Source organism: Thermoplasmatales archaeon, from assembly GCA_014361245.1.
Taxonomy (GTDB): Archaea; Thermoplasmatota; E2; order UBA202; family JdFR-43; genus JACIWB01.
The window spans coordinates 20,983-28,345 of record JACIWB010000016.1; the positions used below are offsets into that span (position 1 = coordinate 20,983).

The 7,363-nt window shown below is 36.6% G+C and carries 7 protein-coding genes and 1 tRNA gene; 2 read left to right on the top strand and 6 right to left on the bottom strand.

Annotated features, from left to right (window positions below):
* Window positions 1-88: 88 nt before the first annotated feature.
* Entirely contained in the window at window positions 89-1,426 is a 1,338-nt protein-coding gene (locus tag H5T45_03935; GenBank protein ID MBC7128866.1) for a Glu/Leu/Phe/Val dehydrogenase, read from the top strand.
* Here H5T45_03935 and H5T45_03940 read toward each other — a convergent pair.
* From H5T45_03940 to H5T45_03965, 6 genes are all read right to left on the bottom strand, one after another.
* Window positions 1,423-1,866: a peptidase gene (locus tag H5T45_03940; GenBank protein MBC7128867.1), complete on the bottom strand. Its 444-nt coding sequence runs from the start codon at window positions 1,864-1,866 to the stop codon at window positions 1,423-1,425. The genes H5T45_03935 and H5T45_03940 overlap by 4 nt on opposite strands.
* 40 nt (window positions 1,867-1,906) lie before the next feature.
* Window positions 1,907-2,002: transfer RNA gene (locus H5T45_03945), tRNA-Leu, on the bottom strand.
* A 25-nt stretch (window positions 2,003-2,027) separates the two neighbouring features.
* Window positions 2,028-3,149 (bottom strand): HpcH/HpaI aldolase/citrate lyase family protein, encoded by a 1,122-nt coding sequence (locus tag H5T45_03950; GenBank protein MBC7128868.1) that lies wholly within the window; start codon window positions 3,147-3,149, stop codon window positions 2,028-2,030.
* The gene (locus H5T45_03955) at window positions 3,146-3,646 is read right to left on the bottom strand and encodes an HD domain-containing protein (GenBank protein ID MBC7128869.1); all 501 of its coding nucleotides are present in this window, start codon (window positions 3,644-3,646) and stop codon (window positions 3,146-3,148) included. The genes H5T45_03950 and H5T45_03955 overlap by 4 nt, the downstream gene beginning before the upstream one ends.
* A gap of 19 nt (window positions 3,647-3,665) precedes the next feature.
* Window positions 3,666-5,501, bottom strand: coding sequence for a Glu-tRNA(Gln) amidotransferase subunit GatE (gene gatE / locus H5T45_03960; protein MBC7128870.1), 1,836 nt, complete (start codon window positions 5,499-5,501; stop codon window positions 3,666-3,668).
* Window positions 5,502-5,517: 16 nt separating this feature from the next.
* A complete protein-coding gene (locus H5T45_03965; protein ID MBC7128871.1) occupies window positions 5,518-6,819 on the bottom strand; it encodes a radical SAM protein in 1,302 nt (433 codons plus the stop codon).
* A 135-nt stretch (window positions 6,820-6,954) separates the two neighbouring features.
* Between H5T45_03965 and H5T45_03970 the strand changes: the two genes are divergently transcribed.
* A complete protein-coding gene (locus H5T45_03970; GenBank protein ID MBC7128872.1) occupies window positions 6,955-7,203 on the top strand; it encodes a hypothetical protein in 249 nt (82 codons plus the stop codon).
* The last annotated feature ends 160 nt before the right edge of the window (window positions 7,204-7,363 follow it).

Here is a 7,363-nt window from a genome sequence, read left to right on the forward strand (position 1 = left end):
TTTTCAATCATTAAATACTTTCGTGATACATGCTAACAATTATCAAATCAGCTTTAAATTTAATTTATTTATTATGGTTGGTGAAAATATGGAAGAAAAAAATCCTTTTAAAATAGCGCAAAAGCAGTTGGATGAAGCGGCAAAAATAATGGAGCTTGATGAGGCAGCTCATCAAATGCTTCGTGAGCCAATGAGGACGCTAACAGTAACAATACCAGTAAAGATGGATAACGGGGAAACAAAAGTTTTCACTGGCTTCAGGGTGCAATATAATGATGCAAGGGGGCCCACCAAGGGAGGAATAAGATGGCATCCAGAAGAAAATTTAGATACAGTGAAAGCACTCGCTGCATGGATGACATGGAAGACAGCAATTGTTGATTTGCCCTATGGAGGAGGAAAAGGAGGAATAATATGCAATCCAAAGGAAATGAGCGACGCAGAAAAAGAAAGACTTGCAAGAGGATATGTCAGAGCAATTTCTCGCTTTATCGGGCCAGAAAAAGATATACCAGCCCCAGATGTATATACAAATTCGCAGATAATGGCTTGGATGATGGATGAATACAGCAAGATAGTTGGCTACAATGCGCCAGGCGTTATAACAGGCAAGCCGCTGAGCATAGGCGGGAGCAAGGGCAGGGCGGACGCAACAGCCAGGGGAGGAATGTTTGTGCTAAGAGAAGGGGCAAAATATATAAACCTACCTCTTGAGCCAGATATGGAAAACATGCATAAACCTTACGGGGAATTGATAAAAATTAAGGAAAATATAAATCCAAAGAATGCAGTTACTGTTGCAATTCAGGGATATGGAAATGCGGGGCAGTATGCTCATCTGCTTGTTAAAAAGCTCTTCAAGAATGCAAAGGTTGTTGCAATAAGCGACACAAAAGGAGGAATATATAATGAAGACGGAATTCCTTTTGATAAGGCGGTTGAGACAAAAGAAAAGAAGGGTAGCGTGGTTGAATATGAGGAAGGAAGGAAAATAACAAACGAAGAGTTACTGGAATTAAAGGTAGATATACTTATCCCGGCAGCAATTGAAAATGTAATACATGGAGGAAATGCAGACAAAATAAAGGCAAAAATAATACTTGAACTCGCAAATGGACCAACAACTCCAGAAGCAGATGTAATACTACATAAAAAAGGAGTTCTTGTTTTGCCAGATTTCCTTGCAAATGCTGGTGGAGTAACGGTAAGCTACTTTGAGTGGGTTCAGAACATATATGGCTACTATTGGAGCTATGAAGAGGTGTATGAAAAGTTAGATAAAAAGATGAGCCAGGCATTCTGGGATGTAATAAACAAGAGAGAAGAATACAAGAAGAAAGGAAAGGACATACACATGCGCACTTCAGCATATATAGTGAGTGTTGAAAGAGTGGTTCAGGCAATGAAAGATAGGGGATGGATTTAATCTCTTTTCCCCAATTTTTTCTTACACTCATCACAGAGAAAAGATGGTTTAATAATTGCTTCGATCACGCTATTTGAGAATTTCATAACACATTCATTTTTGCAGTGTGGCAGACCAAGTAAATGCCCGACTTCATGAACAACTTCTTTTGCTATTATTTCCTCAGGAATTCTATAGCAAGATACAATTGCCCTATTTTTTGTTGCAAGCCCGAAAATAAAATTCATTCCCCTCAAATAAATATCTACATCCACAATCAATATTGAGAAAGGAGGGATAAATTCAACAAGAATGCTTGCGTCATATTGCCCTCTTTTTTTATTATATGCCTCCTCTCTTGGCTTAAAAAATCCAGCATCTTCTACTTGGAGCCCAAAATTTTCTTTTAAGGCATCTGCTATTTTTTGCAAATTTATTTCTTTAGAATAAAGCAATTTCATATGTTTAAAACAAACAACTTAAAATATATTTACTGGAAAATGCAGGGGGTGGGATTTCCGTTTGCATTTCGAACCCACGAAGGCCTGCGCCACAAGGCCCTGAACCTTGCGCCTTTATCCGCTTGGCTACCCCTGCTGACATAAAATAGCGTGAATATATTTTATTTTATCTCTGCGAGCTTCAATATTCTCCTTGCCTTTCTTTCAACTGGCAAATCAATCATTCTTCCATCGAGCGTAGCCACCCCCAAGCCCTTTTTCTTTGCATCTTCTATTGCTTCTATTATTCTCCTTGCCTCCTCTATCTCCTCACTGGTTGGGGTGAAGCATTTATGAATTATTTCAATTTGTGAAGGATGAATTGCTCCCTTCCCATCAAACCCCATTTCAAAAACTCTTCTTGCTTCCTCAGCGAGCCCTTTCTCATCTTCAGCATTAGGATAAATCGTATCCAAAGCCTGCAATCCCGCCGATTTGCTTGCAACAAGAATTTTACAGCGGGGATAAAACATTGCTTCCCAGCTTCGCTTGCACCCAACATCACGGGAGTAATCTTCTGCACCAAAGGCAATTGCAACAATTCTTTCGCTCGCTTTTGCAATTTCATTTGCATTTGCAATACCCTTAGCTGTTTCTATTATTGGCATCAGATGACAATCAAGATTTGCTTCATCAATTATTTTTTCGATTACTTCTATATCTTCCCTGCTCTCTACTTTTGGAAGACATATTCCATGAGGATTTCCATATGTTATTTGCTTTATATCATCCCTTGCCATTTCTTTATTTATTCTTACCCATATTTCAGATTTTCCAAAATCCATCGTTTTCAAAGCATTTTTTACGAGATATCTTGCATCTATCTTATGATCAAAAATTACTGAATCCTCCAAATCGAGGATTATGCAATCGCACTCATATACCCCAACGCTATTTATCAGGCGAGGATTGTTTCCAGGAATATAAAGCCTGCTTCTCCTGAGCCTGTCCTTTGATGTTTTTCCCCTCTTAACTTTTTTATCAGTAACATCTTCCCTGCTTGCTTTTGCAATCGCCGCTTCGAGGCGGGAAATTATGACATAATCTATTGCCCCATTTTCAATTATTTCAACATTTGCTTTTACATCAATTTCTTCAAGCCTTTTTCTTACAATTTCCTCTATATGCCCCTTGTAAAGATGCGTTTTTGTTTTCAAAATTACTTCACCATCCCCAGGAGAAACTTTAACTATGCAATCCCTTTCATTTTCAGTTCCAGAAAAAGCTTCTTCATTTATCTTCATGGCTTACCACCCGCTATTTCAAAATCTATAAAATCGCAGTGATGAATGACAATTGCTTCCTTGCATCTCTCAACAAATTCCCCTTCCTTTGAATGAGAAGCTATTATATTCACTATCTCATCATTAAGCCCCACTTCCATTGCAAGAGCCGCGCCCGCCACGGGATGGCGGACATGCTTTCCAAATTTTGATTTAACAACCTTCCCGTCTCTTTTCTCATACTCAAGCAATTTTCCCACATCATGAAGAATTGCGCCAGCGATTAAATTATCCATATTCAATTTCTTGATTTTCCCTATTTCATATGCCATGCTTGCAACATTATTTACATGCTCAACATATGAATATGGTTTTTCAAGAAGCAGTGTAAATGGTATTTCCCTTAAATTTTTCCACCCTCCCCTCTCCATTGCAATTTCATAGCATTTTTTAACCTTCTCCCTTATTTCTTCGCTCCTTATCTCCCTTAACAGAGGAAATTCTTCTTCAAGATTCATGGAATAAATGTCTATATTTTTATTTTAATTTTTCCATCTCTTCTTTAAGTATCCTGTTTATCAGCGCTCCATCCGCTTTCCCCCTCAAATCTGCCATGAGAACGCCCATTAAGGGCTGAATTGCTTCCTTTCCCTTTTCTTTAACAAAATCCATCCTTTCATTAATAACTTTTTTTACAAATTCTCTAATTTCTTCCTCACCCATATGGCTGAGGGCACATTCTTTTATCGCTTCCTCGAGATTATAACTTTTATTCATTGCAAAGTATTTGAGTAATTTTTCTATTCCCTCTTTTGCATATTTTTTCTCTTGAAATCCTTTCAAAACAATTTCAACCATTTCTTTATCAACTTCATATCCTTCTTTTTCTATCTGAGGGATTATATTCAGCAATATTCTTGAAACAATCTTTTCCTGCCCGAATTTTTTTGCAAATTCTTCAAATATTTCATCTTTTTCAAGCATGACCAACTGCCTTGCTTCTTCTTTTGTAAGCCCATAATAATTTGCTATTCTGTCAATTTTTTTATCAGGTATTTCTGGCAGAATTTTCTTTATCTTTTCAATTCTTTCCTTTCTTATCGTTATCGGTTTTATATCCGTTTCAGGATACATTCTCTCTGCACCAGGCAGGGGGCGCATGTATTCAGTTGTTCCATCTTGCAAAGCCCTCCTTACTTCTTCAGGCACCCCTTCGCATGCTTTTTTAGCTCTTTCATAGACCGCTTGGAGACATTTTTTCACAATTTCGGCATCTCCAGCAGATATAACAAAAGCATCTTGTCCGCCACAATTTAACTCTTCCCTTACCCTTAAAACCTCTTCGTTGCTTATTCCATAATTTGGTAGCTCATCTGAATGAATTATTCCTCCTCCATTTATTTTTGCATGCATTGCAAGTTCTTTTCCAAGGCGATGCTCCTTATATATCAATCCAGATAAAAGTCCCTTAAAATTCGGTAATTTTATTGCAAAAACAACACCATTTTCAATTGCCTTTCTTATAAATTTTGAGGATGTTTTTTCAAAAATCTTTGTTACATCTTTTAATTCAAAATTAAAATCCAACCCTTTCAATCGCTTGCTAACTTCAATAAGCTCAATCTGCCTTTTAGCTTCATTTTCAAGTATTTTTGGAATATCATTCAATTCCTGCACTCCTTTTATTTCAACCCTTGCACCTCCTTCAATAGAGATATTTAAATCCTGCCTTATCGTTCCAATTCCTCTCTTTACTTTTTTAGTTGCTCTCAATATAAGTCCTATTTTTTCAGCAATTTCCTTTGCTTTTAAAGGAGATGTAATTGTAGGAGATGTTGCAATCTCTATTAAGGGTATACCAAGCCTATCAAGAGAATATTTAACTTCTCTTTCATTCTCCTCTATTTTTCGAGCGGCATCCTCTTCTATGCATATCGTAGCAATCTCAACATCATCTATTTTTCCATCTATTGCAACAAGAGCGGTTCGCTGAAAACCTGTTGTATTTGAACCATCTATAACCACTTTCCTCATAAAATGTATCTCATCAAAAATATGCGCATCAAACAGAAGAGAAGCCATTATTGCAAAATCAATCACCTCACTATTTGCTTCATGGGGCGGCTCCTCATCTGCCTCCACCAGGCAGGAAGACGGGGAGATGTGGTAAATAAATTTTCTTCCTCTTTTTTCTTCTTCAATTGCTGCCTTATCAATTTTTCCAATCTCTGATTTTGTTGCCTTCAACCTTCTTGAAAATGTTTCTTCCGCTTTCTCGCTTAACTCAGAGGGACATGAGCAGAAAAGCTTATGTGCATCAATTTGCTGATGAATTTCCAAGCCAGCTTTAAATCCAATGTTTTTGTAATCCACAAGTTAAATGTTTTTTCTATAAATTATTTTTTTGGTTAAAGTAGAAACTCCATAGATTTCTTGCACTTAAATTTGCAAAAAGATTGAGAAATTTGTTTAAAGTCCCTTTTGTATTAAAAAATCTTCTTGCCATCTTATCCATTGAATAAAATTTAACATATAATCTTTTTACTCCTCCTTCAAGCTCTTTAACACTCATCCCTTTTGGCTCAAAAACAGCATGCACCATGTCATATTTCGACCAATCAAAGGTTAATATTCTTCCTTCATTTAACATTTTTTTAAATACAGGCGTGCCTGGAAGTGGAGTGAGGATACTGAAGTTAGCAAGATCTATTCCCCATTGAAGAATTGCCTCAAGAGTTGTATCAAATATTTCTGGCTTGTCATTATCAAAACCAAAAATAAAGGAGCCCCATACCATCATACCCTCCTTTTGAATTTTTTCAATCATTTTTGGAATTTTCTCAACTATATTCCCTCTCTTCTTAATCTCTTCATCAATTGTTTTTTGTGATATGCTTTCTATTCCGACCATCCATGCAACGCATCCCGCCTTTTCAGCCAATCTTAAAATTTCTATATCTTGAGAAAGAATTTGCATGTTTCCAAATGCAATCCATTTTTTTCTTATCTTATTTTCAATAATTTTTTTGAAGAGATTTTTGCTATAAGATGGATTGATTGTAAGAGATGCATCATGAAACCATACTATCCTGGTGGGTAAGGAAGAAAATTCCCTTACAACATCCTCTATTCTCCTTTTTCTATGTATATTATCATTAAAAGCAGTTAGCTGACAGAATTCGCATCTATAGGGACATCCTCTTGTAGCCTGTATCGCAGATGAAAAAGAGTTAAGATTATCAACGCTTCTTTTTGGAGGAGGAATATTACTTCCTTCCACTTTTTTCCATCCATAAAATTGCTTCAATTTTCCTTTCTCAAAATCATCCAGCAAAATTTTCCAGCTATTCTCCGCCTCACCTATCACAACTGCGTCCGCATGCTCCTTCGCCTCCTCTGGCATTGCGGTCGCATGATATCCGCCAATGACAACCTTTATTCCCCTCTTCCTAAATTCATCCGCAATTTCATATGCTCTGAAAGCGTCAGGGGTAAAAGCTGAAATGCCAACTAAATCACATTCTTCTTCAAAATCAACTTTTTCATACCATTCATTTACTATTTTTACTTGATGCTTTTCTGGAGTGCATGAAGCAATTTGAAGAAGAGATAAAGTAGGAATAAAAAATTTTGCTCTTAACCTGCTGAAATATCCTGCATTTTTATATGCATTAACCAGCAATATTTTCATATCATCACTTGAACGCTCTTTTTATGAACGCTAATAAAATGGATGTTAATTTAAAAATTTTTCGAAATGACATGCTGTGTTGAATAAACCCTAAAATTTTTTATTTTTGCAGCATTTCTATAAGAGGAGATATGGATGCCAGATGAGAGAAATTGGAAAGAATATAATGAACAATTGGTGAGGAGAGAAGAAATGTACATTTCTCTGGATTTTATGGAAACATGGAATAAAGAACTTGATGAAATGAATTATAAAAAGAGAGGAAGACCATATAAATTTCCAGAATCTTTCATGATATTCCTTGATTTCATTCACATCGCTTTTCTTCCATTTCGCCAGATGGAAGGATTTTTGAGAAAGCTCCCTGAATATATCCAAAGCTGAAGGCAGATACTATTCTTCAGGGATGAAAGTCCCCAGCAGAGGAGAATGGATGCGTCATAAATGGAGGGAGGAAAGGATGGATTAAAGTGCATATTGCTGTGGAGCTATTGGTAGAGAAAGCAAAGAGAACCATTGGCAATAAAAAATAGAGAGGATGACG